A 26,440-nucleotide genomic window follows, 5' to 3' on the forward strand; every position below is an offset into this window, starting at 1 on the left:
TCAACTTATGCGCTAGGAGAAGGCTTGATGTCCGGCATTGTCGTCCAGAATATCGAACGGGCGGACCTCGCCGTCATCGACGGCCTCGCCAAGGCGGGCGTCGCCACCGTCCATGAAGCCCAGGGCCGCAAGGGCCTGCTCGCCCCCTATATGCGCCCCATCTATCCGGGCGCCCGCATCGCCGGCAGCGCGGTGACGATCTCCGCCCCGCCGGGCGACAACTGGATGGTCCATGTCGCGATCGAGCAGTTGAAGGAAGGCGACATATTGCTGCTCGCCCCGACCAGCCCCTGCACCGACGGCTATTTCGGCGATCTGCTCGCCACCTCCGCCCAGGCACGCGGCTGCCGTGGCCTCATCATCGACGCGGGCGTGCGCGACGTCCGCGACCTCAAGCAGATGAACTTCCCGGTCTGGTCCAAGGCGGTCCATGCCCAGGGCACGATCAAGGGCACGCTGGGATCGGTCAATATCCCGGTTGTCTGCGCCAATGCGCTGGTCAATCCGGGCGACGTGATCATCGCTGACGATGATGGCGTGTGCATCGTGCCGCGCGCCGACGCCGCCGCCGTGCTGGAAAAGGCGCAGGCCCGCGAGGCCGCCGAGGAAGCCAAGCGCGTCCGCCTGGCCGCCGGGGAACTGGGCCTCGACATATACAATATGCGCCCGCGCCTCCAGGAAATGGGCCTGAAATATGTGTAAGGCTCTCACATATTCCCCGTTCGGTTCGAGCCTGTCGAGAACCCTGCGCCCCGTTCTCGACAGGCTCGAACCGAACGGAGGCAGGGCATGACGTCGGCCAGAGTCATGTGGATGCGCGGCGGCACGTCCAAGGGCGGCTATTTCCTTTCGGAAGACCTGCCCGCCGACAGCGCCGCGCGCGACGCCTTCCTGCTGCGGGCCATGGGATCGCCCGACCCGCGCCAGATCGATGGCATGGGCGGCGCCGATCCGCTGACCAGCAAGGTCGGCGTCGTCAGGAAATCCGATCGGGAGGGCGTCGATGTCGACTATCTCTTCCTCCAGGTCTTCGTCGATCAGGCGATCGTCAGCGACGCGCAGAATTGCGGCAATATCCTCGCTGGCATCGGCCCCTTCGCGATCGAGCGTGCCCTTGTCGCCGGGCAGGACGGCGAGACCCGCGTCGCCATCTTCATGGAGAATACCGGACAGATCGCGATCGCCACGGTGCAGACGCCGGGCGGCACGGTCCGCTATGTTGGCGAGGCCAGGATCGACGGCGTGCCCGGCAGTGCCGCGCCGATCCCGCTGGAGTTTCGCGACACCGCCGGCTCCTCCTGCGGCGCACTGCTGCCGACCGGCAATGCCTTTGACGAGGTCGAGGGCGTGCGCGTCACGCTGATCGACAATGGCATGCCCTGCGTCGTGATGAAGGCGCAGGATGTCGGCATCACCGGCTATGAGGACCGCGACACGCTGGACAAGGACGTGGCGCTCAAAGCCCGGATCGAAGTGATCCGCCTCGCTGTCGGCGAACGCATGAACCTGGGCGACGTCAAGGAAAAGTCAGTGCCCAAGATGATGCTGGTCGCCCCGCCGCGCGATGGCGGCGCGGTCACGGTGCGCAGCTTCATCCCGCATCGCGCCCATGCCTCGATCGGCGTGCTGGGCGCGGTCAGCGTCGCCACCGCCTGCCTGATCGACGGATCGCCGGCGGCCGAAGTTGCCGTTATCCCGGCAGGCAATCGCAAGACGCTGTCGGTCGAGCATCCGACCGGCGAGACGACCTGCGTCATGGAACTGGACGAGAGTGGCGCGGTGATCAGCGCCGCCATGCTGCGCACCGCGCGCAAGTTGATGGATGGAGAGATTTTCGCATGACCGCCCCCGAACCTGGCCGCATCATCAGCTGGCACGGCAAACCGTCCAAACCGCGCTACACCCCGCCGGCCGGCGCGATCGACGCCCATTGCCATGTGTTCGGTCCGATGGCGCAGTTCCCCTTCAGCGCGAAGGCAAAATATCTGCCCGAGGATGCCGGCCCGGACATGCTGTTCGCGCTGCGCGATCATCTGGGGTTCGCCCGCAACGTCATCGTGCAGGCCAGCTGCCATGGCACCGACAATGCCGCAACGCTGGACGCCATCGCCAGGTCGAACGGGAAGGCGCGCGGCGTTGCCGTGGTCGATCCGGCCATTTCCGAAGTCGATCTTGCCGCCCTGCATGAGGGCGGGATGCGCGGTATCCGCTTCAATTTCCTCAAGCGCCTGGTCGATGACGCACCCAAGGACAAGTTCCTGGAAGTGGCCAAGCGCCTGCCCAAGGGCTGGCATGTGGTGATCTATTTCGAGGCCGACATATTGGAGGAACTGCGCCCCTTCATGGACGCGATCCCGGTGCCGCTGGTGATCGACCATATGGGGCGCCCCGACGTGACCCAGGGTCCGGACGGCGCCGACATGAAGGCGTTCCGCGCCTTCCTCGACAGCCGTGACGACATCTGGTTCAAGGCGACCTGCCCGGATCGGCTCGATCCGACAGGTGATCCGTGGAACGCCTTTGCCGAAGCGGTCGCGCCGCTGGTCGCCGACTATCAGGACCGCGTGCTGTGGGGCACCGACTGGCCGCACCCGAACATGCAGGATGCGGTCCCCGATGACGGCCATCTGGTCGACATGATCCCGCGCATCGCCCCGACGGTGGAATTGCAGCGCAAGCTGCTGATCGACAACCCCATGCGGCTCTATTGGCCCGAGGAATTATAAGGGCACAGCCGGTTTCCAATCAGCACGCGGCCGCTCCGTCTGGGGCGGCCGGTTGCATTTGCGCAACATGCCTTTCGCAAATGCAAGTCAACAGAATTGCGAACGAATATCAATATCGCTATGGGCGCCCCATAAACGAGTCACGGGGGATCCCATATGAAGAAGTTCATCGCATTGAGCGGCGCGGCCCTGATCGCGCTGTGCCATGGCACCGCCTGGTCGGCAGAGGCGGCCGCTGCGGACGCCCCCCGCACCGACGAAGACAGCATCGTCGTCACCGCCGCGACCACCGGGTCCAAGACCGACACCGCGCTGGTCGAACTGCCCCAGCCGATCAAGGTCATCACGTCCGAACAATATCTGTCGCAGGGCGCGATCAGCATCAGCGACACGGTGAAATATGCCGCCGGCGTGCTGGCCAACCCCTATGGCCGCGATACCCGCGTCGATGGCTTCAACGTCCGTGGCCTGGACGCGCTGCAGTTCCGCGACGGCATGCGCGACATCTTCAGCTATTATGCGTCGATCACGTCGGACCCCTATAATTTCTCGCGCGTGGAAATCCTGCGCGGCCCGGCATCGGTGCTGTTCGGCCAGGGGTCGATCGGCGGCCTGGTCAACCTGGTCAGCAAGACGCCCGATTTCACCACGCGCGGCGAACTCAACCTTGTCTATGGCAGCTATGACCGCAAGGAGGCGATGGGCGACGTCAATGTCGCGCTGGCCGACAATCTGGCGGTGCGCTTCGTCGGCCGCGTCCGCGACGCCGACACCTATGTCGACCATGTCCCCGACGACCGCGTGATGTTCGCGCCCTCGATCCGCTGGCAGCCGACGCCCGATACCGACATCGTGCTGACCGGCCTCTATCAGGAGGATGATACCGGTTCGACGTCGCAGTTCCTGCCGATCGTCGGCACCTTCATGCCCAACAATGTCGCGGGCGAGCAGCTGGATCGCTACACCTTCGTCGGCAAGGCCGGCTGGGATCGCTATGATGGCCGGTCGCTGCAGGGTGGCGGCTCGATCACCCACCGCTTCTCCGACAATGTGAAGCTCAGCCTCAAGGCGCGCTATATCGACAGCGACCTGGAATATAACACCCATTATGCCGACAGCTATACCAACCCGCAGGATCCCTTCTCGGTCTATGGCACCGACGGGCGCACCATCGCGCTGACGGCCGATGCCAGCGACGCGCGGATGAACGTCTTTTCGACCGACAACAACGTCCAGTTCAATTTCAACACCGGCGCCAATATCGAGCACAAGCTGCTGGTCGGCATCGACTATAGCTGGAACAAGGTGTCCAAGCGTTATGCCGGCGGCTATGAACTGGTCGACCTTTACGACATCGATTATGATGCGCTGGCGACCTATGATCCGACCGGTCCGTTCACCAGCGACAGCCAGAAGCAGCTCGGCGTCTATGTCCAGGACCAGATCCGCTTCTATGACCGGGTATCGGTCGTGCTGGGCGCCCGCCGCGACCGCGTGACCGGTTCTTCGGGCCAGAAGGACAATGCCACCACCTTCCGCGCCGGCATCATCGGCGAAATCGGCGCCGGCATCTCGCCCTTCTTCAGCTACACCGAGAGCTTCCTGCCGGTCGCCGGCCGGATCGACAATGGCGATGGCAGCTATGGCGATGCCTACAAGCCGCAGACCGGCACCCAATATGAAGCCGGCGTGAAGTGGCAGCCCGCCCCCAGCACCCTGGTCACCGCCACCGTGTTCAAGATCAAGGAGCGCAACCGCGTCCTCTATCTCGCGGCCGGCGGCACCGAACAGTCGGGCGTGCTCAACACCAAGGGCTTCGAGATCGAAGCGAGCCATACCCTGCCCGGCAATTTCGAACTGCTGGCCAATTATGGCTATTCGAAGCTGAAGTCGGAAACCAACACCAGCCTCGACTATATGCCGCGCCATACCGCATCGCTCTGGTCCACCAAGACCTTCGGCCTGGCAGACGAGGCGCAGCTGCGCCTGGGCGGCGGCGTCGTCTATAGCGGCAAGAGCGTGTCGACCAGCGCGATCTGGTCAATCGTCACGCCGTCGCGCACCACCGTCGACGCGCTGGCGGAAATCACCTGGCAGGACTGGCGCTTCGCGCTCAATGCGACCAACCTGCTCAACAAGAAATTCTACGCGTCCTGCCTGGCGCGTGGCGACTGCTTCATGGGTGCGCCGCGCAACGTCATGGGCACGGTCGGCTTCCGTTTCTGAGGAGAGAGACTATGCTGAAATGGACTAGTGCGCTGCTGGCGATCGCCTGCCTGCCCGCAATGGCGCAGGCGCATGAAGTGTGGGTCGAGCGTGACGGCGCCGGCCCGGCGCGCATCTATCTGGGCGAGCCGGGCGATCCGCTGCCCGAAGGCGGCGACCCAGAGTTCGAGAAGCTGAAGGCACCCAAGCTGGTGCCCGCATCCTCCGCCGCGCAGGTGCGCAAGGCCGGCTATATCGAGGTCGCTGTGCCCGCCGGCGACGTGCGCGTGATCGACGACAGCGTGTTCGATCCCTGGGGCGAGGAAGGCAAGAAGGAAGGCGTGATCTATTATGCGCGCGCCGGTCGCAGCGAAGCCAAGGCCGGGATGCCGCTGGAAATCGTGCCGACCGCTGCAGGCGCCAACAGCTTCACGCTGGTCCGCGACGGCAAGCCGCTTGCCGGGGTCAAGGTAACCGCGATCTCGCCCGACAAATGGTCGAAGGGCTTCGTCACCGACGCCCAGGGACGCGTGACCCTGCCGATCAGGGAAAAGGGCCGCTATATCCTGACCGCGACGCAGGAGGAAAAGGGCGATCTCAGCCTGCGCGGCGCCAAGGTGGCGACGCTCTACAACATCGCCACGCTGACCTTCGTCAACAACTGAGACCGGGGCGGCGCGGGCCATCGACCCGCGCCGCCGCCTCATGCGGCAAGAGCCGCCAGATCCGCGTCCAGCGCGTCGAGCGCCGCATCGGTGAACTGCGACGGGGCAAAGGGCTGGATCGCGCGGAGCGTCATGCCCCTGGCCATCGCAATGCGCTGGTCATCCGCCACGCCCGGAAAATAGCGATCGAGCAGGCTGCGCGTCTGCGGATCGGCCAGCAGCACGCCGATCTTCGTGCGAGCGGTCGACAGCATTTCATCCTGTGGTTCCACCTGTGCTTGCGGCGCCTGCCCCGCAACGGGGAAGCTGCCCGTCTCACCCCGATCGGCCAATGCGGTGGTCGATGGCGTCAGGGTCAGGTGCAGGTCGGCCAGCCCGCGAATGATGAAACTCGGCTCGAAATGCAGGTCGCGGGCACCGGGCGGGCCATGGCGGGCCGGGTCGAGTTCGATCGCGCTGCTATGCTCCAGAAACTTCTCCAGAATGATCCGCACCTCGACACGGGCGAGCGGCGCGCCGGCGCAGACATGCTTGCCCCGGCCGAAAGCGACATGCTCGCGGATGCGGGGGCGATCCAGTTGCAACTCTGCCGGCCCCTCCCAGCGCGCAGGATCGCGATTGGCCGCCGCCAGCGCCAGCAATATACAGGTGCCCGCCGGCACCGCCCGATCGCCGATCCGGGTATCGCGCCGCGCGACCCGCGCCGTCTGCTTGCTCGATCCCTCGATCCGCAGCACTTCCTCGATCAAGGCCGGAATCAGCGCCGGGTCGGCGCGCAATTGGTCCTGTAGCCCCGGCTGATCGACAATATGGCGCATGGCGTTGCCCAGCAGCTTGGCGCTGGTGTCCTGCCCGGCGCCGAACAGGAAGGTGGCGAGGTTGACGATCTCCGCCACGCTGGGCGTGGTCCCGTCGGCATATTTGGCCAGCGCCAGTTCGGTCAATATATCCTCGCGCGGATGACGCCGCCGATCCTCGACATAGGCGGCGAAATAGGAACCCATGACGATCAGCGGATGCCCCTCCCCCGCATAGTCATTGTCCGCCGTGTCGAGGCTGCCGGGCGGCGGCGCGGCGTCGATCACATCCATGAAGCGCTGGCGATCCTCCGCCGGCACGCCCAGCAGATCGGCGATCACCAGCGTGACGAAGGGGGTGGCGATGTCCCGGATCAGCTCGGTGCGCCCCTGCGCCACCGCCCGGCGCACCAGATGGTCCGAATAGTCGGATATGAAACGCTCATTCGCCTTCAGGCGGGACGGGGTGAACAGCCGGTTGACCAGCCCGCGCAACATTGTGTGGGGCATGTCGTCCAGCCCGACCAGCATCGTGCCGCCGGGAAAATCGGACCGATGCGCTTCAAGCTGCGCGCTGATGTCGCTGCCTTGCGGGGCAAAGGGCAAGGGCGCCGCAGCCCCCTGCAGCGCGTTGACGGCGGAAAAATCCTGGGCATTGGCGAGGACTTCGAGCGTTTCGTCAAAGCCCGTGACGATCAGATAGTCGCGGCCCGGCGGCTGATAGACCGGTCCATGCGCCCGGACCGCCTCGAAAAAGGCATAGGGATCCTGTAATATGCCGCGATCGGTGAAATAGTCGCGCGCCTCCAGTGCCACCATCGTCTCTCTCCCATGCTGCTGTCACGCGCGCAGGAGCGATCGCGCAACCACATATGACACACAGTAGATCATATGTGGTTGCGGTCAAGTCAGGGATGTCAGGCCGCCGCGCCCTTGAGGAAACGGATCATGGACGAGAAATCCTTGGCCCCGGCGCCGGTGTTGACGAGCGCCTGATAGAGCGATTCCGCCGCCGCGCCCATCGGCACGCTGGCGTCGACGCCATGGGCGGCCTCCACCGCGAGCTTCAGATCCTTGAGCATCAGCGCATTGGCAAAGCCGCCCTCATAGTCGCGGTCGGCCGGCGTTTCCGGGCCGACGCCGGGCACCGGGCAATAGCTGGTCATCGACCAGCTCTGCCCCGACGCCTTGGACGAAATGTCGAAGAAGGTCTGGAGATCGAGACCCAGTTTTTCGGCGAGGGCGAAGGCTTCGCAGGTGGCGACCATGGTGGCGCCCAGCAGCATGTTGTTGACGATCTTGGCAGCCTGCCCCGCCCCGGCCGCACCGGCATGGATCACCGCCTTGCCCATCGCCTGCAAGATCGGTTCGGCGCGGGCGAAGGCGGCACCCTCGCCACCGACCATGAAGGTCAGCGTGCCGCCATTGGCCGCGGCGATGCCGCCCGACACCGGCGCATCGACCATGGCAAGACCACGTTCGCTCGCTTGTTCGATGACGGCGCGGGCGGAGGCGACGTCGATGGTCGAGCAGTCGATCAGCAGCGTGTCCGGCGCGACCGCGCCCAGCAATTGCTCGCCATAGACGGCACGGACATGCTTGCCGGCGGGCAGCATGGTGACAACGATGTTGACACCTTTCACCGCTCCCGCGGCAGACGCCGCGCGGGTGCAACCGGCCGCCTCGGCGCGGGCCAGCGCGACTTCGGACAGGTCGAAGGCGGTGACAGCGTGGCCCGCCTTCACCAGATTGGCGGCCATGCCGCCGCCCATATTGCCCAGGCCGATGAAGCCGATGCTGCTCATGTCCATCCTATCCTTTTATTATGTCAGAACTTGTTTGGAAAATGCGCGGTAGAGCGCATTTTCGATGCGGCACCGGCCCGCCCCCCCACCCGACCGCCCAGACATGGTACCCTGATGGGTGGTCGGGTGGGGGTGCGGGCTGGTGCGAATGCGCCAACGGCGCATTTCCAAATACACTCTCAGGCTTCGACCGCTGCTTGCGGCAGCGGGGTCCAGCGCTCGCCGTCCGGCAGAGGCGCGAAGATCGCGTCGACCAGCTGGTCGGTCACCGCCTCCACCGTCGGCGGGTTCCAGCGGGGCTGGTTGTCCTTGTCGACGATCAGCGCGCGCACCCCTTCGACAATGTCGGGCCGGGCGATGACGCGGCAGGCCAGATCATATTCCATCGCCATATTGTCGACGAAGCGGGTCAGGCGGCTGGCCTGCGCCAATTGCCGCAGCGCGACCTTCATCGTCTGGGGCGACTTGGTGTCGAGCGCGGCAAGCTGCGCCTGCGCCCAGTCCGATCTGTCGGCACGCAGCGCGGCATAGATATCCTCCAACCGGTCGCTGGCGAACAGCCGGTCGATATCCGGCAGGCGGGCGGCGAAATCGCTGTCGGGCGGGCTGACGGCAAAGCGCGCCAGTACGGCGCCGATATCGGACGGGTCGGCGATGATCGCGGCCTTCGCCTCCTCCAGCCGATCGCTTGGCAGATAGTCGGTGGCAAGGCCGAGCGCGATCGCGTCCGCGCCGTCGATGCGCGCGCCGGTGACGGCGAGATAGCGGCCCGATCGGCCCGGCAGGCGCGAAAGATACCAGCCGCCGCCGACATCGGGGAACAGGCCGATGCCGGTTTCCGGCATGGCATAGACGGTGCGTTCGGTCGCGACGCGATAGCGCGCCGGCTGGGCGATGCCGACGCCGCCGCCCATGGTGATGCCGTCCATGAAGGCGATCACCGGCTTCCCATAGGTGAAGAGCAGATGATTGAGGCGATATTCGGTCGCGAAGAAATCGCGCGCGGCGAGATTGTCGCCGGCCGCGCTTTCCGCGATCAGGCGAATGTCGCCCCCGGCGCAGAAGCCGCGCCCTTCGGCATGGTCGATCATCACCGCGCGGATCGCCGGATCATCCTGCCAGGCGAGCAGTGCGTCGGTCATGGTCGCACACATGGCGCGGGTCAGGGCATGGATCGCCTTGGGCCGGTTCAGCCGCAGGCGTCCGACGCCGCCCTCCACCGCAATCAGCACATCGTCGGTCATGGTCATCCCTTTCAGGCCTTCAGCAATTCGCGGGCGGTGATCATGCGCATGATCTCGTTCGTGCCCTCCAGGATGCGGTGGACCCGCAGGTCGCGCCAGATGCGCTCGACCGGATAGTCCATCAGATAGCCATAGCCGCCATGCAGCTGCAGCGCGCGGTCTGCCACGGCCGAACCGGTGTCGGTCGCGAAGCGCTTGGCCATGGCGGCGAATTTGGTCTTGTCGGGTGCACCCTCGCTCACCTTGGCGGCGGCGAGATAGAGCAGCGCACGGGCGGCCTGAAGCTCGGTCTCCATGTCGGCCAGGGTGAACTGGGTATTCTGGAAATCGGCGATCGCGCGGTCGAACTGGCGCCGCTCGCGGGTGTAATTGACTGCCTCGTCCAGCGCGCGCTGGGCGCCGCCGAGCGAGCAGGCGCCGATATTGAGCCGGCCACCGTCGAGCCCGGCCATGGCGATGGCGAAGCCCTGCCCCTCCGCGCCCACGCGATTGGCGACCGGCACGCGGACGCCGTCGAAATTGACCTGGGCGGTGGGTTGCGAATGCCAGCCGAGCTTGCGCTCCTGCGCGCCGAAGCTGACGCCTTCCATGTCCTTCTCGATCACCAGGCAACTGATGCCCTTGGGGCCATCTTCGCCGGTACGGACCATGACGACATAAATGTCATTTTCGCCACCGCCCGAAATGAACGCCTTGGAACCGGTGACGACATAATGATCGCCGTCCCGCACCGCGCGGGTGCGCAGCGACGCCGCGTCCGAGCCGGCGGACGGTTCGGTCAGACAGTAGGAGGCGATCGTCTCGCAGGTGACCAGCGAGGGGAGATAGCGCTGCTTAACCGCTTCCTCGCCGAAGCGGTCGATCATCCAGGCGGCCATATTGTGGATCGAGATGAAGGCCGAGGTGGAGGGGCATCCATAGGCCATCGCTTCCATGATGAGGGCGGATTCAAGCCGACCAAGACCGATGCCGCCGCTCTCTTCCGACACATAGATGGCACCGAAACCCAGTTCAGCCGCCTGGCGGATGGTGTCGCGGGGGAAGTGATGCTCCTCGTCCCACTTGGCCGCATGGGGCGTGATCGCATCGGCGGTGAAGCGCTGCGCCAGTTCCTGCACGGCGCGCTGCTCGTCGGTGAGGTCGAACTGGGTCATGGGGCTTGTCTCATTCTTTCAAATTGTCATGCTGACGGATGTCAGCATCCATTTAGCGCGGCGCCGGAATGAACCGTCAACCATGCGTCTATATCCTTGCCAGCGGGCGCCATGGCACAATCTATATCGGCGTCACATCCAACCTGATGGCGCGGCTGCATCAGCATCGCACCGGCGCTGTCCCCGGTTTCACGGCACGTCACGGGGTAAAGCGGCTGGTCCATTATGAAATGGCCGAAACGATGGACGCCGCCATCCTACGGGAAAAGCAATTGGAAGCCTGGCGGCGCGACTGGAAGATCGCGCTGATCGAACAGAATAATCCATTCTGGGAAGATCGTGCCGTCATGCTAGGCTTTCCGCCTCTGGCCTAGAGAGAATGGATGCTGACTTTCGTCAGCATGACGAAGGAGGCATCGCCGCGCCTCCCCGCTCCTCTTCACCCCATGGTCGGGATGACGAAGGCGCTGTCGCCGGTCGCGCCGCCGTCGGGCCAGCGCTGGGTGACGGTCTTCACCTTGGTGAAGAACTTCACCCCTTCCATGCCGTGCTGGTTGGTGTCGCCAAAGGCGCTGCGCTTCCAGCCGCCGAATGTATGATAGGCAACCGGCACCGGGATCGGCACGTTGATGCCGACCATGCCGACATTGACCCGCGCGGCAAATTCGCGGGCAGCATGGCCGTTGCGGGTGAAGATGGCGACGCCGTTGCCATATTGGTGGTCGCTCGGCAGGCGCAGCGCGTCCTCGAAGCTTTCGGCGCGCACCATCTGGAGCACGGGGCCGAAAATCTCCTCCTGATAGCTGCGCATCTGCGGCGTCACCCGGTCGAACAGGGTCGGGCCGACGAAGAAGCCCTGCTCATGGCCCTGCAGCGTGAAGCCGCGGCCGTCGACCACCAGTTCGGCGCCTTCATCGACGCCCATCTGGATATAGGATTCAATCTTCGCCTTGTGCGCGGCGGTGACGACCGGGCCATAATGGGCGTCGGCATCGGTCGAGACGCCGACCCGCAGCGCGTCGATCGCCGGGATCAGCTTCTCGCGCAGGGCGATCGCCGTCGCCTCGCCCACCGGCACCACCACCGGCAGCGCCATGCAGCGCTCGCCGGCCGAGCCGAAGGCCGCGCCGGCGAGGTCATTCACCACCTGGTCGAGATCGGCGTCGGGCATGACGATGCCGTGATTCTTGGCGCCGCCCATCGCCTGGACGCGCTTGCCCGCCTCGACGCCACGGCGATAGACATAATGGGCGATGTCGGACGAGCCGACGAAGCTGACCGCCCGGATCTCCGGATGATCCAGGATCGCATCGACCATTTCCTTGTCGCCATGGACGACCTGAAGCACGCCGTCGGGCAGGCCCGCCTCACGCATCAGTTCGGCGAGGCGCACGGGGACGCTCGGGTCGCGCTCGCTGGGCTTGAGGATGAAGGCATTGCCGCAGGCGATGGCAACGCCGAACATCCACATCGGGATCATCGCCGGGAAATTGAACGGGGTGATGCCGGCGACCACGCCAAGCGGCTGGCGCATCGAGTATACGTCGATGCCGGGGCCGGCGCCCTGGGTATATTCGCCCTTGAGCAGATGGGGGATGCCGCAGGCGAACTCGATCACCTCCAGCCCGCGCTGGATGTCGCCCTTGGAGTCGGCAATCACCTTGCCATGTTCGGAACTGAGCAGATGGGCGAGTTCGTCCATATTCTGTTCGACCAGCGTCTTGAACGCGAACATGACACGGGCGCGGCGTTGCGGGTTGGTCGCGGCCCAGGCCGGCTGGGCGGCCAGTGCGGCGGCCATGGCCGCGTCCAGGTCGGCCTGGGTGCCGAGGCGCAGCTGCGCCTGCACACCGCCATTATTGGGGTCGAAGACGTCGCTGGTGCGGCCGCCGTCACCTGCCGAATGACCGCTGATGACATGATCGATGATACGCATGGCCCATCCTCTCCAATATGCTTTGGAGCGCGCTGCGATCACTCTGACGCAAGTCGCGCGCTCCAACTTCTTTTGTCGCATCGTTTGAAGCGGAAAACCGGTTCCCACTTTTCCGCACGATGCTTTCGCCCCGCCTTGCAGGATATCAGAAATGCAGGCAAGCTGACGGATATGCATATCCATCCTGCAAAAATGCCGCATCCATGAACTGGGACGATCTGCGCCTGTTCCTGGCGGTGGCGCGCACCGAGCGGCTGAGCGCGGCGGCGGCGATGACCAGGATGGACGCCACCACCATCTCGCGGCGGATCAAGCGGCTGGAGCAGGCGCTGGAGCAACGATTGTTCGAGCATACGCCGGCCGGCCATGTGCTGACCGACCATGGCACCCGCCTGCTGGAACAGGCCGAGCGGATGGAGGCGGCGGCGCTCGGCGTGCAGCGGAGCGGCAGCGCGGCGGGCACGCAGATGGCCGGGACGATCCGCCTGAGCGCATCGGAGGGCTTTGGCAGCCGGGTGATCGCGCCGCATCTGCGCAGCTTCACCGCTGACCATCCCCGGATCGAGATCGACCTGGTGGCGTCGAGCGGCTTCCTCAACCCCTCGCGGCGCGAGGCGGATATTGCAGTGATGCTGGCCCGGCCCAAGACCGGCCCGCTGATCACCCGCAAGCTGACCGACTATCATCTGGGGCTTTATGCGACGCCCGCCTATCTGGAGGGTGCGCCGCCGTTGAAGGTCAAGAGCGACCTGCTGCGCCATGTGCTGGTCGGCTATGTCCCCGATCAGATCTATGCGCCCGAACTGCGCTATCTGGCGGAGGTCGACGCCCGGCTGGAACCGGCGATCCGGTCGAGCAGCATCAATGCCCAGGCGGAGATCATCGCCAGCGGTGCGGGCTGCGGCATATTGCCCTGCTTCATCGGCGACGCCACGGCGGGGCTGGTCCGCGTACTGCCCGAGGCGGTCGATATCCAGCGCAGCTTCTGGCTGGTGGTGCCCCGCGACCTGCGCGGCATTGCCCGGATCGACCAGTTTGTCGGCTGGCTGGTGGCGACGAGCGAGCGGTTGCGACCGGTGATGCTGGGCGTGGGTTAGGCCTGCGGGGTCACCGTGCGGCCGATCCGGGACCGCTCGAACCACCAGAGCAGGGCGCTGGCGATCAGCCAGCCGATGAGCCAGGGCCAGGACGGGCCGGGAACGGAGCGCGCGGCAGTGGCAGAATCCGTCTTCTGATCGGCGCCCTGCAACAGGGTCATGGCCTGATGCATCTGCGCGATGCGCAGGGCCGGCAGGGCATTGGCGGGGTAGATGTAGAAGGCTGTGGATGCGCCATCCGTCCGGCGCACCTGATGCCATCCTGCCCGATCGGGCCACCAGGCGGCGCAATCGCCAGTCGTTGGATCGATCGCCAAGGGCGCGCCATCGACTCGGGCACCGGGCTTCAGGCCGCATAGGCTGATCCGCTCGCCGACCCACGCCGGGCCGGTGAAGGCGGCAACAGACCCCGGTGCCGGGCGCACGACCGCGGCCATCATCCGCCCCCACCAGTCGCCATAAAGATCACCCCGGCCGCTCAGCACCAAGCCGAAACTGTCGAGGCCGGTCCAGATCGCGACGCGACCCGCACCCAGCGCGCGCCAGGCGGCGAGTGGCGTGCCCGCCGCGTCCTGCACCAGCGGAACCACGTCGCGGCCGGCCGGGACGTCATCCATGCGGGTCGCTTCGGGCAGGAGATCGTCGCCGATATTGAGATCGGCGGGTATGTCCACGCTGCCGATGCCTGCACGGGTGCGGGCACGATCGGCGGCAAGCGGCGCCGGCAGGGCGATCGGCGCGACACCATTGCCCCCGGACAGATCGAAACCGAGCGCGCGCCATTGGCCGCGCAGCGCGCCGTCGGCCGGGCCGCTGCCGCGTAGCAGCAGGCCCATGCCGCCGCGCACCGCTTCCAGCACCGCGCCGCGTGCGCCGCCAAGGCCGGCCCAGGCGCGGTCATCGGCGACCAGCAGGTCATAGCGGCGCAGGCTGGCGGCGTTGATTGCGACCGGTGCGTCGCCCAGCGCAATGCCGCCGCCCGCGCTCATGTTGACGGTGACGGCATAGCCGGCGTCGGTCGCCCAGCGGCGCAGGTATTTGACTTCCGGCCCCGGCGCCCCGGCCAGGATCAGCAGGCGCGGCATGGCATCGCCCTCGACCAGCAATGGCACCACGGCCTGCTCGACCAACCCGCCATCGGCCCTGCGCAAGCGCAGGGTGAATTCGGCGGTGCCGGCGGCGCGCGCGGTGCCGGTCAGGCTGAAGTGGCCATCGGCATCCACCGGGGCGGTATCGGTGACGCGCGCGGCGGGATCGAGCAGTTCGACCTGCGCCTTGGGCAGGCCGGCAACCTGTCCGCCGACGGCGAAGGTTGCGCCCGGCGCGATCCGGTCAGGCCGGGCTAGCGCGATCAGTCCTGCGGCGGTGGCCGGCGGCGTATAGTCGATCGCAAGCCCCCGTACCGCATCGCGGTCACGGGCAACGAGGCCCTGCCCCAGGATGACGAGACGGCGCGTGTCGGGATAGCGGCGCAGCGCGGTCGCCAGATCGGGCACCGCCTGCGCGCCCGCCACGTCCGGCGCTTCGGGCAGCGCGACCAGATGCGCGCCCTTGCCGGCCGAGGCGAAGCGCGAACTGCCCTGGGTGGCGACGGTCAGCGTGCCGCCTGCCACCGGCAGCGCGGGTGGAAACAGGCCGAAATAGAGGAGCAGCGCGACGACCGGCTGGAGCAGCAACAGTGTCGCGAGGCGCCAGGGCCGGGCGCCCAGATCGCCGGCCGGACGCTGCCACAGCAGCAGCCTTGCCCAGCCGACCAGCACGGCCGCGCCAAGGAGCAGCGCGGTGATGAGTTGTGCGCTCATGGCCGCCCCCCGATCGCGCCGAGATAGCGGGCGCCGGCAGCGTCGGCCGGACGCCGCCGCGCCACGCCGCCCTGCGGCCGCTCCATCGCCATCCACAATTGCGCGCGCAGCTTGTCGCGACAGGAAGCGCAGCCCGGTTCGCGCCGCACGGCGTCGATCGCGCCACTCAATGCCAGCGGATCGGGCAGGCGCGCGGCGTTGGCCCGAGACCAGCCCTCCAGCGCGTCGAGCGGCACCGGTCCCTGCGCCAGCCCGCGCCAGGCGGCGGCGGCCGGGCCATCGTCGCCCTCGACCGCGACCAGCGGCTCGAAATGGCCGGCTATCCCTTCACGCTTGCCGGTCATGCGGCGGGCGGGGTCGATCGGCGGCAGTTCCGGGCCGACGCGCGACAGGAAGATGCGGGTCGCCTGCTGCACTTCCTTGATGAAGCGCAGCGCCTTGTAGGCGAAGGGCAAGGCCAGGTCGGGTCGGCCCTGCTTCAACTGCATTTCCGACTGCCACATCTCGTCCACCGCCTGTTTCAGGATCGCGCGGGTTTCCGGGTCCAGGCTGGAGGCGGGCGATTCATCGTGGGGATGGCCGAACTCGGCGAGCACATCCTCCTTCTCGCCAAAGACATTGGGGGCCGCGACCGGCGGGCCATGATCATGGCCGTCACCCTCGCCATGGCCATCCGCATCGGCGGTCGGCAGGCTGGGTTCGCCTTCGCTCTCGCCCCCCAAGAACTGGCTGTAGCGGCCGCGCAGGATTTTCTGGTCGTTGCCGATGCCGTTGGATTGCGAGAGATATTTGTCGGCCGACAGGCTGCGCTTGCGCTTCAGCAGCGCCTCGGCATCGATGATGATCTGGCGCTGGCTGCGGAAATAGGCCGGCAAGGTGGTGTTGACCATGCCCTGCAGGCCGCCGCTCTCGGGGGCCTTGGCCGCGGGCCAGCGCAAGATGACGCTGGGGCCGCGCACCTCCTGCGGCGATGGCGCGCGATTGTCGCGCACGATGATCTGCACCACCATGTCGCCACCGGCCGAAAAGCCAAGCGCGCCGAAATCGAGGCTCGGGGCAAAGCGCCGGTCGCGCGCCGGGCCGGAGCCGGACACGGCAATCTCGCGTTCGGTGAAGCGGATATTCTCCCCCTCGCCGATCGCCAAAGTGATGCGCAGCCGGGCGGTGGCGGCAACGCCATAATCGTCGGTCGCGGCGAAGACGGGCGTCCAGCTACGCTGGCCCGGCGCCACCATATTGAGGCTGGCGGCGGGCGCGATCAGCTTCACCTGCGGCAGCGCATCGGCGACGCCATCGATCCGGTGCAGCGGCGGCAGCGGGCCGCGCCCGGATGCCGGGTCGACGCGATAGAGGAAGGAGGCATCGAGCGTGCGGCTGGCGATCCAGTGATCGCCATCGCGGCGCAGCGCAATGCCCGCCCCGCCCAGCGGCAGCAGCGCGGGCGCGCTTGCCTGCGGGTCGAAGCGGAAGGTCCATTCGAGCCGTGACCCGAGCGGCGCGCGCGCATCGAGCTTCGCCTCGTCGCGCAGCGGCAGGCCGGTATAAGCGGGCGGGATGATACGCAGATTTTGCGCGACCAGGCGCGGGATGCCGGGCTTTGCGGCTATGCCTTCAGCGGCGGGGGCCAGCACGACCGGACGATCCGCACCGCGTGGCCAGAGCAGGAGGACGGCGCTGCCGAGCAGGGCAATGATCCAGAGGATAGGGATCGCGCGACGCGACCAGTCCGGGGCCAGTTCTTCTGGTATGCCCTGCCCGAGCCGTTGGTCGAGCCGGGCGCGTTGCAGCCGTTGCAACGGCCCCAAGCCCTGCGGATCGGCGAACAGAAGCGCGCTGCTATCCTCCAGATCGGCGCGACTGGCGTCGAGGCGGCGTACCAGCCAGGCCTGATCGAAGCGCCGGGCGCGGCGGACGATGAGGGCGCCAAGCAGGCCAGCGCCGAGCAGCAGCAGGATCGCCGCCGGCACCAGTCCGACGAAGCGCCAGACCAGCGCGCTCGCCAGCAGCAGGACCGGCAGGCCAAGCAGCAGCGTGTCGAGCCGCACGCGCCGACGACTGGGCGTCAGCCAGGTGGAAAGCAGGGCGTCGGCGCTCATGGCGCGATCGCCCGTTTGCGGCTGGTGGCGAACCAGCGCTCGACCAGCAGCAGCGCCGCGATCAGCAGCGCCAGCCAGGGGCGCAAGTCGGCCGGCGGTTGCGGATAGGCGCGTCCACCGGTGAGTGGCGCATAGGCGGCGGCATCGGCGCGCTGCGGCGCGACGCTCGGTGGCTGGATCAGCGCGCGCAGGCGGGCGGGGAAATCCGCCTCCAGCAATTGCGGCATCTGCGCCGGCTGCAATGGGCGGGTGAAGCGGAGCAGGCGGCCCTTGCCGATCGGCACCGCCTCCACCAGCGGCCGGGCAAGATCATCCTGCCACAGGGGCGCGGGCGTCGTGCCTTGGCGCAGCAGCGCATCGGAGGCGACGATCGCCTGCCCGCCCTGCGCGATCCAGCGTTGCAGCGCTTCCGGCAAAGTGCCGGCGCTCATCCAGAACAAAGTCTTGTCCGACGGAGGCAGTGGCGCCGTCAGTGGGCCGCTGTCGACATCCGCCGGCTTGCCTGCCGGCTGCCAACTGCCCGCTGCCGCCAGAATATAGTGCAACCCACCCGTATGGCCGCTATCCGCACGGATCGCGATCGACGGCGGTTGTAGCGCCACCGGCTTGCCCGCCGGCATCGCGCCGGGGACGATGCGCCAGTCGACCTTGCGCGACAGGCGCGGCCGTTCCGCATCGGCGCCCTGGAGGATCTGCGGCACGATAATGGTCAGCGGCGCGCCCTGCGGCAGGTCCGAGTCCAACTGGCGCACTAGGCTGGCGAGCGGGATGGCGTCGGTCGCGAGCGGCTTGCCCGCTTCGACGCGGGGATAGCCGGGCGCCAGCCAGTGCGCCCTGCCCTCGGCCAGCGCCTTGTCATCCACCGCCGCCGGATCGACGCCGGGCGTCAGCGCGACATAGGGCTGCTTGCTCGCCGCGCCGAACAGCACCGGATGGGCGATCCACAGCACGACCAGCGCCAGCAGCGCGAGGCGCAGGGCAAGCAGCAGCCATTCGTCGAACCGTAACCAGGACCGGGGCTTGGGCTTCTGCCGCAGCCAGCGCAGCGCGGCGAAATCGGTCGGCAACTGCTCGCTGCGCCGCGCGATATGGATCGCGAGCGGGATCAGCAGCGCCAGCAGGCCGGCCAGCGCGGCGGAGAGCAGCAAGGCGGGCGTCATGAATATTCGGCCGCGTCATGGGCGCCGAACAGGCGGCGCAGCGGCATATCGATCGGCTCGTCCAGCACATGGGTCGCACGGCGGATGCCGACCGCATCGAGACGCGCATGCAACTCCGCCCGCGCCTCGCCGAAGCGGCGCAGAAATTCGGCGCGCAGCGCGGCGCCATCCCCCAGCAGCTCCTCGCCCGTCTCCGGGTCACGGAAGCGATAGCCGCCGTCGAACGGGAAATCCCGCTCGCCCACGGTCAGCATCTCGATCACCAGAACCTCGCGCCCGGCCGCCGACAGCTTCTCGACCAGATCGATCGCGCCGGGCTCGAAACAGTCGCTGAGCAAAATCACCAGATCATGCGCGCCAATCCGTTCCCAGACCGGCCCCAATTGCGCTTCGGCGGCAAAGCCCCCCTCGGCGCGCAGCGGCAGCATGTCGAGCAGCAGCCGGTCGCGCTGGCGCAGGCCGGTCGCGGGCGGGAGCAACCGCAGCCCGGTATCGGAGAGCGCCATCCAGCCGAAGCGATCGCCCTGCTGCATCGCCAGTTCGGCGATGCTGGCGGCGATCCTCTTGGCCGCGTCGAGCCGGCTATAATCGGGCCGGATCGCATCGGTCTGCGCCATCGAGGCGCTGGCATCCATCAGGATCCAGACTGCGACCGGGCTTTCCAGTTCGGCCTCGCGGACGAAGAATTTGTCCGACCGGGCATAGAGTTTCCAGTCGATCTGGCGCAACTCGTCGCCCGGCTCATAGGCGCGATATTGCGCGAACTCCAGGCCCGCGCCCCGGCTATGGCTGTGATGCAGGCCCAGCCCATGCGATCCCACCGCCCGGCGCGTGAGCAGGCGCAGGCTTTTGAGCCGGCTCCGCACGTCTGGGGGGATGAAATCGGCCATGACGTTGTGTCCGGATCAGCCGAGCGGCACGGCGCGGACGAGCGCGGCGACGACATCATCGGCACTTTTCCCTTCCGCCTCGGCGGCGAAGGACAGCAGCAGGCGATGGCGCATCACCGGGCCGGCCAGCGCGACGATATCCTCGCGCGTGGCCGCCAGACGGCCTTGGAGCAGCGCTCGCGCTTTGGCCGCCAGGATCAGCGACTGACCGGCGCGTGGCCCAGCGCCCCATTTCACATATTTGCGGATATCCTCCGGCGCGCCCTCGCCCGGCCGGCTGGCGCGCACGATCCGCGTCACCCAGCGCAGCAGATCCTCGCCGAAATACACGTCACGCACCAGCTTCTGCAGCGCCAGCACCTCCTCGCCCTGCATCACCGCCGGCACCGCACCCGGCTTGGCGCCGGTGGTCTGGGCCAGAATGTCATGCTCCTCCTGCTCGGTCGGATAATCGACCCGGATATGGAGGAGGAAGCGGTCCAGCTGCGCTTCGGGCAGCGGATAGGTGCCGGCCTGTTCCAGCGGGTTCTGCGTCGCCAGCACGAAGAAGGGCGATGGCAGCTGATAGGTGGTGCCCCCATAGCTGACGGTCCGCTCCTGCATCGCCTCCAGCAGCGCCGCCTGCGTCTTGGGCGGGGTGCGGTTGAGTTCGTCGGCCAGCAGCAGGTTGGTGAAGATCGGTCCCTTCTGGAACCGGAAGCTGCGATGGCCGGTGCCATGATCCTCCTCCAGCAATTCGGTGCCGAGAATATCGCTGGGCATCAGGTCGGGGGTGAACTGTACCCGGCGGAAGTCGAGCTTCAACGCTTCTCCAAGCGAACGGACCAGCAAGGTCTTGCCCAGGCCCGGCACCCCTTCCAGCAGGCAATGGCCGCCGGCGAGCAGGCCAATCAGCAATTGTTCGACCACCGCCCCCTGCCCCACGATCGCCTGGCCGATCGCCGCGCGCAATTCGCCCAGGCGCGCCAGTTTCTGCTGGATTTCCGCTTCGCTGATATCGGTCATGATATTTCCTAGCAAATGCCGTCATCCCCGCGCAGGCGGGGATCCATCTCCGACGCTCTCCACGAGTGCGAGGTTGGGAGGTGGATTCCCGCTTTCGCGGGAATGACGAAAAAAAGACGGCGGACGGCAGGCATTACGACGACAGCGCGTACATCACGATATTGACCGCGAACTTGGTATTATCCTCGGCCAGGAAGCGCTTGTTGCGCCAGTCATAGTCCCACTCGCAGCCATAATCCTTGTTGCTGTAGAGAACGCCCAGGCGGCCATTGACCTCTATGCCCTTGAGATAATCATGGACCAGATCATCGCCCCAGCCATTCAGTTCCAGCCCGGTATTGGGCGGCCCGTCGAACTTGAAGAAGCTGCGATAGACCGGATGGGTCTTTGGCAGCATCTTCAAGCCTTTGGGGCCGAAAATCTTGGCCATCTGCGCCTCGAACGAGCGGGCGAACAGGCCGTCTATGTCATGGTTGCAATCATCCACCAGGACGAAACCCCCATTGCGGACATAGCGCTCGAAATTGCGCCGCTCGGCCTCCGAAAATTCGACCAGCTTGTGCCCCGCCATGTAGCAGAAGGGCGCGGTCAGCATCTTCGGGTCCGAAAGGGCGATGACATGCTCCTTCGGATCGACCCGCAGCGTCGTATAATCGATCAGCGAGGTGATGAGGTTGGACGGCATGCGCTGGTCGACATCCCAGTCGCCCGAGTCATAGCGCAGCCGCGTGAACCAGAAATCATAGCCTCCCGCGGCGGCAAGCGGACGGGCCAGCATTGCGCCAGCCAGACCGCCCGCCATCAACCGAAGAAACTCGCCGCGTGTCATCACATCCAATCACATAGGATTTGCATGATCCTCCCCTGAAAGGGGAGGTGGCTGGCGAAGCCAGACGGAGGGGTGTCCCGCTATCGATGGGGTGACACCCCTCCACCATTGCTTCGCAATGGTCCCCCTCCCCTTCACAGGGGAGGATCATGCACAGCTCAATCCGTCACACCGCGTCCGACAGCGAGGTGAAGGTGAAGTCGCGCAGCTTCATCGGCGGCACGACGATGTTCATCGACACTTCGTCCGGCGGCACGCGGACCGGGCGACCCAGCTCTTCGACATTGTTGAGCATGATCACCGGGCTCTCGTTGAACCGGAAATTCTTGATCGGATATTTGATCTGGCCGTTCTCGACATAGAAGGTGCCGTCGCGGGTCAGGCCGGTCAGCAGCACGGTCTGCGGATCGACCATGCGGATATACCAGGTGCGGGTGACGAGCACGCCGCGCTCGGTCGAGCGAACCAGATCGGCGGTGGTCTTGGTGCCGCCGGTCATCAGGATATTGCCCATCTGGCCGATCGCGGGCTTGCCCTGCTTGCTCGCCCAGTAGCGGCTGTAATTGAGGTTCGTGACCTTGCCGTCCTTGACCATGTCGACGCGTTGGCGGGCAAGGCCATCATCGTCCCAGGGCAGGCAGGGCGCGACCGGATCCCACGGGTCGGTGTAGAAATTGACCTGCGGCCCGAATACCTGTTCGCCCAGCTTGTTGCCGCCGCCCTTCTTCGACAGGAAGCTGCGGCCCTCGTCCGCCTCGCGCGCGCCGAAGAAGTAGAACATGAAGCCGATCAGGCCCGCGGCCGCCATCGGTTCCAGGATCACGGTATATTTGCCCGGCTCCAGCGCCTTGGCCTCGGACGAGGCCGATGCCTTGCGCATGGCGATCTGGATGTCGCTGTCCGCCTTGAAGCGGGTGGCGTCCTGCGTGTCGGTGCCGACCCAGCCGGAACCCCGGCCATCTTCGGTGCGGACGGTGCAGGTATAATCCAGCATGGTCGAGCGCTGATAGCCGAAATTGCCCTTGCTGTTGGCGATCGCGACGAAGCTCTGATTATCCTCCAGATAGCCGGCCGCGATCAGCTTCTGCGACTTGCAGGCAGTGATCGAGGTCGACGCCACCTGGGCGCGATATTCAGGCGTGATGTCGGCGGTCGACTGGGCGAAGGTCGGGCTGGCCTTATAGGCCTGCCTGTCCACCGCCGGCATGAATTCCGGATTGTCCGGGGCCAGATTGGCCAGCGTTTCGGCGCGGCGCACCACCCGTTCGAGCGAGGCGTCGTCAAACTGGTTGATGGTGGCGGTGCCGACCTTCTTGCCATAGGCGACCTGGACCGCCAGCTCGATATCGTCGGTCAGGCCCGCGGTCGACACGTCGTTGCGGGCAAAGCGGATATTGCCCTGGATCTTGCCGGTCAGTTGCGCGGTGCATTCGTCGGCCTTCGACAGGGCGACGACCTTGGTCAGGATGGCCTTGGCCTGCGCTTCGGTAAGGATGCTCATTTTTCTGTCTCCCTAAGCGATCAGCCGAGCGAACGCGCGGTGTTGATGACGTTGATACCGTTGAAGCGCGCGGTCGAAGACCCGTGCGACACGGCGGAGACCTGGGCCGGCTGGCCCTTGCCGTCGAAGAAGGAGCCACCCAGGCGATAATCGCTCTGGTCACAGACGCCGACGCAGGCATTCCAGAATTCCGGGGTGCGGATCTGGTAAGCGACATCCTCGATCTGCTGGGTGATCTTGCCGTTCTTGATCTCGTAGAAGAGCTGGCCGCCAAACTGGGCGTTATAGCGCTGCTGGTCGATCGAGAAGCTGCCATCGCCGATGATGTAGATGCCGTCCTCGACACCTGCGATCATGTCGGCAACGCCCTGCTTGGTCTTGCCCGGCTCCAGGCTGACATTGGCCATGCGCTGGAACTGCACATTGGACCAGCTGTCGGCATAGGCGCAGCCGTCCGATTCCTTCTTGCCTTCGATATGGGCCTGGTCACGGATCGCCTGGTATCCGACCAGCTTGCCGTCGCGGATCAGATCCCACTTCTTGGTCTTCACGCCCTCGTCATCATAGGCGACAGCGCCCAGGCTGCCCGGCTGGACCTTGTCGGCGACGATGTTCACCTTGTCGCTGCCATATTGGAAATGGGCCTGCAGCTTGTCCATCGTGGCAAAGCTGGTGCCGGCATAGTTCGCCTCATAGCCCAGCACGCGGTCCAGTTCGAGCGGGTGGCCGACGGATTCGTGGATGGTCAGCCAGGTGTGCGACGGGTCGAGCACCAGGTCATATTTGCCCGGCTTGACCGACGGCGCCTTGAGCTTCGCGCGCGCCTGCTTGGCGGCGGCGATCGCGTCTTCCTTCATGTCATAGCTGTTGCCATAGACGGTGACGCCATTGGGCAGCACGGTCTTGCCGCTGGCGGCGCCGTCCAGATATTCGAAGCCCAGGCCCATCGGCGAGGACAGGCCCTCACGCGTGCGGAACTTGCCGCTGGTCTTGTCGACCGCGGTAACCGTCATCGGCGCCCAGATGCGGTGGACGTCCTGGTCGATATAGCTGCCATCGGTGCTGGCGAAATATTTCTGCTCATTGACCAGGAACAGGATCGAATTGACAAAGTCGGCGCCCGCCTCCATCGCAGCGGCGTTCACGCCCATCAGCAGCTCGACCTTGTCCTTGATCGGCACGGCCATGCTGTTCTTGACGATCGGCGTCTTCCAGCTGACCTCGCCCGCGCCCTTGACCGGGGCGAGCTGGACCGGGGCGCTCTGCTGCGGCGCATTGGCCTTGGCGATGGCGACCGCCTGCTGCGCCGCCTTGGCGACCGCTTCCTTGCTCAGCTCATTGGTGGCGGCAAAGCCCCAGGCGCCATTGGCCAGAACGCGGATGCCGACACCGGTGGATTCGGTGTTGACGATATTCTCGACATTCTTTTCGCGGGTGATGACGAACTGGCGCAGGTAACGGCCGACGCGCACGTCGCAATAGCTGGCGCCGGCGCTCTTGGCCGCGTTCATCGCGGCGTCGGCCAGCCCCTTCTTGAAGCCGACGTCGAGCGCGCTGTTCAGATCCTCTGCTGCAATGACCTTGCCAAAAAAGGACGGCAGGACGAGCCCGCCGACACCCATGGTGCCAAAGGCCAGGAAGTCGCGTCTATGCAAGATAGCCTCCACTGGAATGCCCGCAGATCGCGGGTCTGTCTTGTCGCGAAGGCCACCCCCTTGGCACCCCCCGCGTGGATGGCGCGGATCATTGCGAGCCGGACAGATGAGGTCAAACGGCTTTTCCGGACGGCAGGGCGTGACATGCGGGCTTTCGACCAAAGGGCAACCAGCGCCGACGAACGACATGTGCGGCGAGCCAGCGTCCGCACGCGCGGCGTGACGGCTATAGATTCGCTATAATTGCCAGTCAGTTAGCTATAGTCAAAACAGGCAGCAGGCTCAGGCGTCGGCCCAGCGGCGCAGCAGATTATGATAGACGCCGGTCAGGCGGATCACCTGCGCATCGTCATGGCCGCGATCGAGCGCCAGTTGCTGGATCGAACTGTCGAGATCGAACAGCATCTGGCGCGCGGCGTCGTCGCGGATCATCGACTGCATCCAGAAGAAGCTGGCGACGCGCCGGCCCTGCGTCACCGGTTCGACCCGATGCAGCGAGGAGGAGGGATAGAGCACCGCCTGCCCCGCCGGCAACTTCACCTGCTGCACGCCGAAATTAGTCTCGATCGTCAGTTCGCCGCCCTCATAGCTTTCCGGCTCCTCCAGGAAGACAGTGATCGACAGGTCGGATCGGACACGAAAGCCGGTGCCGGCCTGGATGCGCACGGCATTGTCGACATGGGTGCCGAACGCCTGCCCGCCGGCATAGCTGTTGAACAAAGGCGGAAAAATCTTGAGCGGCAGCGCAGCGGCGATGAACAGCGGCGATCGCCCAAGCGCATCGAGGATCATCTGCCCCGCCTGGCGGGCTTCCGGCGCGCTTTCGGGCAGTTGCAGGTTGCGCTTGGCCAGCGCCGACTGATGGCCGGAGGTGACATTGCCATCGACCCATTGCGCCGCATCGATCAGCGCGCGGATGTGGGCGACGCCGGCGGCGTCGATCAGGTCGGGAATGACGATCAGCATGAAGGATACTCCGGGGCGGGATGGCCTGGGCCTGCGGTCGAGCGAGGCGCGCCGGTGAGGCGCTGTCTGTCAGGCCCTGTCTGTCAGGCCTTGTCGGTGCGGATGACGAAGGGGATTTCGACCACGCCCTTCACCCGCACGGCCTGACCGTCACGGATGATCGGGCGCCAGCGCCAATGCTTCACCGCATCGCGCGCGGCATCATCCAGTCGTGCAAAACCACTGCTGCGGGCGATGCCGATGCTCTCGACGCCGCCGTCGGTGCCGACCACCAGCGCCAGGACGACCGTGCCCTGCTCGCGCTTACGCCGGCTGTCGATCGGATAGCGGGGCGGCTTGCCCGACACCATCTGCGCGCCGATATCGCCCGCCTGGACGACCGAAGGGGCCGCGGCAGCCATGACCGGCGCGGCCGGTGCCGGCGGCGATGGCGGGGCCGACACCGCGACCGGCGAGGGCGCGGGGACCGGATCGGGCGTGGTGGCGATCTGCACCGGCGGCACCGGTGTCTGGACGATCGGTGGCGGCGCCACGACCTGCGGCTGGGATGGCGGCGGCGGGGGCGCTTCGGCGGCGGGCGGTGGCGGGGGTGGCGACAGGTTCACTACCGTCAGCTTCGCCTCTTCGGCCCGAACGACATGATTGCGCACCTGGATCAGCGCGCCGATCAGCAGCGCATGCACGACCAGAATGGCAGCAATGGCGGGCAGGTTCGGGCCGCGACGCGCGCCATAGCGCTCGGCCGGAACAGCGATGGCATGGCCGCTGGCAACGGGCATCGGACGATCGTCACCGACATCGGCGAAATCGGTCGCATAGACCTCCGCCCTGCCCTGTGCCGCCTGCAGCATTGCCCGTCCTCCGTCCGTCAGCCCCAGTCCGCGATACAGCGGACCATAATGCGAAT

At 66.3% G+C, this 26,440-nt stretch carries 22 protein-coding genes; 7 read left to right on the forward strand and 15 right to left on the reverse strand.

Features of this window, described 5'->3' with window-relative positions; translation table 11 throughout:
- Positions 1-27: 27 nt before the first annotated feature.
- The 5 genes from ligK (at position 28) to ACUCV3_RS03665 (ending at position 5,596) form a co-directional block, all read left to right on the forward strand.
- Complete coding sequence (gene ligK / locus ACUCV3_RS03645) at positions 28-702, forward strand: 4-carboxy-4-hydroxy-2-oxoadipate aldolase/oxaloacetate decarboxylase (protein ID WP_037520103.1); 675 nt, start codon at positions 28-30, stop codon at positions 700-702.
- Between the two features lie 87 nt (positions 703-789).
- A complete protein-coding gene (locus ACUCV3_RS03650; protein WP_122928330.1) occupies positions 790-1,842 on the forward strand; it encodes a 4-oxalomesaconate tautomerase in 1,053 nt (350 codons plus the stop codon).
- Positions 1,839-2,726, forward strand: a complete 888-nt coding sequence (locus ACUCV3_RS03655) for an amidohydrolase family protein (RefSeq protein ID WP_122928331.1) — start codon at positions 1,839-1,841, stop codon at positions 2,724-2,726. Before ACUCV3_RS03650 ends, ACUCV3_RS03655 begins: the two co-directional genes overlap by 4 nt.
- Before the next feature lie 156 nt (positions 2,727-2,882).
- Positions 2,883-4,952: a TonB-dependent siderophore receptor gene (locus ACUCV3_RS03660; protein ID WP_004208437.1), complete on the forward strand. Its 2,070-nt coding sequence runs from the start codon at positions 2,883-2,885 to the stop codon at positions 4,950-4,952.
- Positions 4,953-4,963: 11 nt separating this feature from the next.
- Positions 4,964-5,596, forward strand: coding sequence for a DUF4198 domain-containing protein (locus ACUCV3_RS03665; RefSeq protein WP_072893776.1), 633 nt, complete (start codon positions 4,964-4,966; stop codon positions 5,594-5,596).
- Between the two features lie 38 nt (positions 5,597-5,634).
- Here ACUCV3_RS03665 and ACUCV3_RS03670 read toward each other — a convergent pair whose 3' ends face one another.
- The 4 genes from ACUCV3_RS03670 to ACUCV3_RS03685 all read right to left on the reverse strand — a co-directional run bounded on the left by ACUCV3_RS03670 (position 5,635) and on the right by ACUCV3_RS03685 (position 10,596).
- On the reverse strand, positions 5,635-7,212 hold the full coding sequence (locus ACUCV3_RS03670) for a cytochrome P450 (RefSeq protein ID WP_122928332.1): 1,578 nt from the start codon (positions 7,210-7,212) through the stop codon (positions 5,635-5,637).
- Between the two features lie 98 nt (positions 7,213-7,310).
- Positions 7,311-8,198, reverse strand: a complete 888-nt coding sequence (mmsB, locus tag ACUCV3_RS03675; protein WP_122928827.1) for a 3-hydroxyisobutyrate dehydrogenase — start codon at positions 8,196-8,198, stop codon at positions 7,311-7,313.
- Between the two features lie 179 nt (positions 8,199-8,377).
- Positions 8,378-9,442 carry an enoyl-CoA hydratase/isomerase family protein gene (locus tag ACUCV3_RS03680; RefSeq protein WP_206364632.1) on the reverse strand — a complete coding sequence of 355 codons (1,065 nt, stop codon included), beginning with the start codon at positions 9,440-9,442 and terminating at the stop codon, positions 8,378-8,380.
- 11 nt (positions 9,443-9,453) lie between these two features.
- Positions 9,454-10,596: an acyl-CoA dehydrogenase family protein gene (locus ACUCV3_RS03685; RefSeq protein WP_122928334.1), complete on the reverse strand. Its 1,143-nt coding sequence runs from the start codon at positions 10,594-10,596 to the stop codon at positions 9,454-9,456.
- A 68-nt stretch (positions 10,597-10,664) separates the two neighbouring features.
- Between ACUCV3_RS03685 and ACUCV3_RS03690 the strand changes: the two genes are divergently transcribed.
- On the forward strand, positions 10,665-10,970 hold the full coding sequence (locus tag ACUCV3_RS03690; protein WP_122928335.1) for a GIY-YIG nuclease family protein: 306 nt from the start codon (positions 10,665-10,667) through the stop codon (positions 10,968-10,970).
- 65 nt (positions 10,971-11,035) lie between these two features.
- Here the strand turns inward: ACUCV3_RS03690 and ACUCV3_RS03695 are convergent, their stop codons facing one another.
- A complete protein-coding gene (locus ACUCV3_RS03695) occupies positions 11,036-12,532 on the reverse strand; it encodes a CoA-acylating methylmalonate-semialdehyde dehydrogenase (protein WP_122928336.1) in 1,497 nt (498 codons plus the stop codon).
- A gap of 203 nt (positions 12,533-12,735) precedes the next feature.
- On the opposite strand from ACUCV3_RS03695, the gene ACUCV3_RS03700 reads away from it, so the two are divergent.
- Positions 12,736-13,629, forward strand: a complete 894-nt coding sequence (locus ACUCV3_RS03700; RefSeq protein WP_122928337.1) for a LysR family transcriptional regulator — start codon at positions 12,736-12,738, stop codon at positions 13,627-13,629.
- Here the strand turns inward: ACUCV3_RS03700 and ACUCV3_RS03705 are convergent.
- The 10 genes from ACUCV3_RS03705 to ACUCV3_RS03750 form a co-directional block, all read right to left on the reverse strand.
- Positions 13,626-15,431, reverse strand: coding sequence for a carboxypeptidase regulatory-like domain-containing protein (locus ACUCV3_RS03705; RefSeq protein ID WP_122928338.1), 1,806 nt, complete (start codon positions 15,429-15,431; stop codon positions 13,626-13,628). The genes ACUCV3_RS03700 and ACUCV3_RS03705 overlap by 4 nt on opposite strands.
- A complete protein-coding gene (locus tag ACUCV3_RS03710) occupies positions 15,428-17,527 on the reverse strand; it encodes a DUF4175 family protein (RefSeq protein WP_122928339.1) in 2,100 nt (699 codons plus the stop codon). Before ACUCV3_RS03710 ends, ACUCV3_RS03705 begins: the two co-directional genes overlap by 4 nt.
- On the reverse strand, positions 17,524-18,687 hold the full coding sequence (locus ACUCV3_RS03715; protein ID WP_122928340.1) for a BatA domain-containing protein: 1,164 nt from the start codon (positions 18,685-18,687) through the stop codon (positions 17,524-17,526). Before ACUCV3_RS03715 ends, ACUCV3_RS03710 begins: the two co-directional genes overlap by 4 nt.
- On the reverse strand, positions 18,684-19,577 hold the full coding sequence (locus ACUCV3_RS03720; protein WP_122928341.1) for a DUF58 domain-containing protein: 894 nt from the start codon (positions 19,575-19,577) through the stop codon (positions 18,684-18,686). Before ACUCV3_RS03720 ends, ACUCV3_RS03715 begins: the two co-directional genes overlap by 4 nt.
- Positions 19,578-19,592: 15 nt before the next feature.
- Positions 19,593-20,582: an AAA family ATPase gene (locus ACUCV3_RS03725; RefSeq protein WP_122928342.1), complete on the reverse strand. Its 990-nt coding sequence runs from the start codon at positions 20,580-20,582 to the stop codon at positions 19,593-19,595.
- A gap of 133 nt (positions 20,583-20,715) precedes the next feature.
- A complete protein-coding gene (locus ACUCV3_RS03730; RefSeq protein WP_122928828.1) occupies positions 20,716-21,411 on the reverse strand; it encodes a DUF4159 domain-containing protein in 696 nt (231 codons plus the stop codon).
- A gap of 166 nt (positions 21,412-21,577) precedes the next feature.
- Complete coding sequence (locus ACUCV3_RS03735) at positions 21,578-22,912, reverse strand: TldD/PmbA family protein (protein WP_010335921.1); 1,335 nt, start codon at positions 22,910-22,912, stop codon at positions 21,578-21,580.
- Positions 22,913-22,932: 20 nt separating this feature from the next.
- Entirely contained in the window at positions 22,933-24,567 is a 1,635-nt protein-coding gene (locus tag ACUCV3_RS03740) for a TldD/PmbA family protein (RefSeq protein ID WP_122928830.1), read from the reverse strand.
- 282 nt (positions 24,568-24,849) lie between these two features.
- Positions 24,850-25,533 (reverse strand): Fe2+-dependent dioxygenase, encoded by a 684-nt coding sequence (locus ACUCV3_RS03745; protein WP_010335919.1) that lies wholly within the window; start codon positions 25,531-25,533, stop codon positions 24,850-24,852.
- An 83-nt stretch (positions 25,534-25,616) separates the two neighbouring features.
- On the reverse strand, positions 25,617-26,384 hold the full coding sequence (locus ACUCV3_RS03750) for an energy transducer TonB (RefSeq protein WP_004208454.1): 768 nt from the start codon (positions 26,382-26,384) through the stop codon (positions 25,617-25,619).
- Between the last annotated feature and the right edge of the window lie 56 nt (positions 26,385-26,440).

This window comes from Sphingobium sp. VMM, from assembly GCF_056790315.1.